The sequence below is a fragment of the Corallococcus praedator genome, assembly GCF_003612125.1.
Lineage (GTDB): Bacteria > Myxococcota > Myxococcia > Myxococcales > Myxococcaceae > Corallococcus > Corallococcus praedator.
In genome coordinates, this window is the sequence record NZ_RAWI01000709.1 from 1 (window position 1) to 2,070 (window position 2,070).

General features: G+C 68.6%; 2 protein-coding genes. Both read left to right on the top strand.

Features of this window, described 5'->3' with window-relative positions:
• Positions 1-178 precede the first annotated feature (178 nt).
• Positions 179-1,528: an AgmX/PglI C-terminal domain-containing protein gene (locus D7Y13_RS41090; protein ID WP_120538406.1), complete on the top strand. Its 1,350-nt coding sequence runs from the start codon at positions 179-181 to the stop codon at positions 1,526-1,528.
• A 47-nt stretch (positions 1,529-1,575) separates the two neighbouring features.
• Positions 1,576-2,022 (top strand): cyclic nucleotide-binding domain-containing protein, encoded by a 447-nt coding sequence (locus D7Y13_RS41095; RefSeq protein WP_120538407.1) that lies wholly within the window; start codon positions 1,576-1,578, stop codon positions 2,020-2,022.
• Positions 2,023-2,070 lie beyond the last annotated feature (48 nt).

Genomic DNA, 2,070 nt, shown 5'->3' on the forward strand with positions numbered 1-2,070 from the left:
ACCAAGAAGGCGCCCAAGGCCATCCAACTGGATGCCATCACCGTCGAGGGCCGCATCCAGAAGCCGGAAGCCTTCTATTTTCTCGACCGCTCCAAACCGAGCTTCGACGACCTGAACCGCACCGAGAGCTTCGTGCCCAAGGTGGTCCAGAGCGTGGATCAGGACCCCTTCTAGCGCCATGGCCCTTCAAACCGCCCACAAGCTGCTGCGCGTCGGCGTCATTCAGGATGGCCGCATCGTCGAGGAGCATCACGTCCTCCACGACTCCGTCACCATCGGCGATGACGCCCGCAACACCATCGTCCTGCCCGCGGCGCAGGAGCGCCCCGGGCGCTTCAAGGTGCTGGAGAACCGCGCCAACCAGTTCCACCTCATCATCGACGAGCACATGCAGGGCCGCGTCAACCTGGGCTCGTCGGACGTGGACTTCGACGCGCTTCGCACCCAGGGCCTCGCCACGCGCCGGGAGGACGACACCTTCGATCTGCCCCTGCAGGAGAGCGCCCGCGGCAAGGTGGAGCTGCCCGACGCCACGCTCTTCTTCCACTTCGTCCCCGCCCCCCCGGAGGGCTCGAAGCCCGCGCTCCCGCCGGAGCTGAAGTCCAGCTCGTGGCGCACGCTGGATCAGCTCTTCTTCCTCATCCTCGCGGCGATGCTGGTGCTCTACGTGCTCAGCGTCGCGCTCATCGTCACCCGGCCCACGCCGGTGGAGGCGGAGGTCGAACTGGAGCAGTTGGAAGACCGCTTCGTGCGCGCCTTCATCCCGCCGCAGGCCCCGGTGAAGGAGGAGCCGAAGGACACCGGCACGTCCCCGGACAAGAAGCCGGATGACACCAAGGCCCCGCCGAAGAAGACCGCCACCGCGGCCACCACGCCGACGCCCGCGGCCAGCACGGCGGAGCAGCGTCAGCAGTTGGTGAACCGGGTGGCCGGCACGGGCCTGCTCAAGATTCTTGGCAGCAAGGGCGAAGGCGGTGCCCTGGAGAACGTGCTCGGCGAGAGCATGGGCGGTACCAGCGTGGCGGATGCGCTCGCCGGCGCGCAGACCGGCGGCGGCGCGCTCGCGGTGGGCTCGGGCGGCGGCAACGGCATCGCCAACCCCCAGGGTGACACCGGTGGCAAGGCCGCGGGCATCGGCGCCCAGGTCACCCAGGGCGCCGGCAAGGTGGACACCGGCACCCGGCAGACCGTCAAGGCGCCCCAGGTGGCGGACGCGGCCGCGGAGGTGGACAGCTCCGAGGTCAGCCCCAAGGACATGGCGCGCTTCATCCAGCGCATGAAGGCGTCCATCCAGCGCTGCTACGAGAAGGAACTCAAGCGGGACCCCACCCTCAAGGGCCGGGTCATGGTCCGCTTCAACCTCAAGCCCAACGGTCGCGCGGACAACATCGAGGTGGATGAAAGCACCCTGCGCTCCGAGGGCGTCAGCAGTTGCATCGTCACCACCATCCGCAGTTGGACGTTTCCTTTCAAACCGAGCGACGACGTCCCCGTCTCCTACCCGTTCATCTTCTCGTCAGGAGATTAGGCTCGACCGTCCGGACCCTCCGGATACGCCGGACCCGCGGGGAGCACATGGAGAAGCTGGCCGTCATCGCCACATCCCCCCTCTTCGAGATGCTCGCGCCCCCGGAACTGGCGCGGCTGGCGGAGCTGGCGCGGCTGTACCGGTACGCGGACGGCGAGGTGGTGTTCGAGGAGGGCGACCTGGGCGACAGCCTCTTCGTCATCGTGCGCGGCCAGGTGGAGGTGGTGCGCCGGGGGAACGGCAACGGGACGAAGCCGCTCACCGTCCTGGGCCCCCCGGAGTTCTTCGGGGAGATGGGCCTCATCGACAAGGACCACCGCTCCGCCACCGTGCGCGCCCTGGGCGAGGTGGAGCTGCTCCAGCTCACCGCACAGGATTTACGCACCTTCCGACTTGCTCACGCGGAGGGCTTCACCTTCATCGTCGTGAACATCGCGCGCAACCTCTCCGCGCGGCTGAGGGACGCCAACGCCCGGCTGGCCCCTCCGGACTGACCCCCGGACGGCGGGACGATGGGGCATTGCGTTGACACCCCACCCCCC

Excerpts from the sequence above, each read along its gene's own strand:
- D7Y13_RS41090 (WP_120538406.1), top strand. The coding sequence starts at position 179 with ATGGCCCTTCAAACCGCCCACAAGCTGCTGCGCGTCGGCGTCATTCAG.
- D7Y13_RS41095 (WP_120538407.1), top strand. The coding sequence starts at position 1,576 with ATGGAGAAGCTGGCCGTCATCGCCACATCCCCCCTCTTCGAGATGCTC.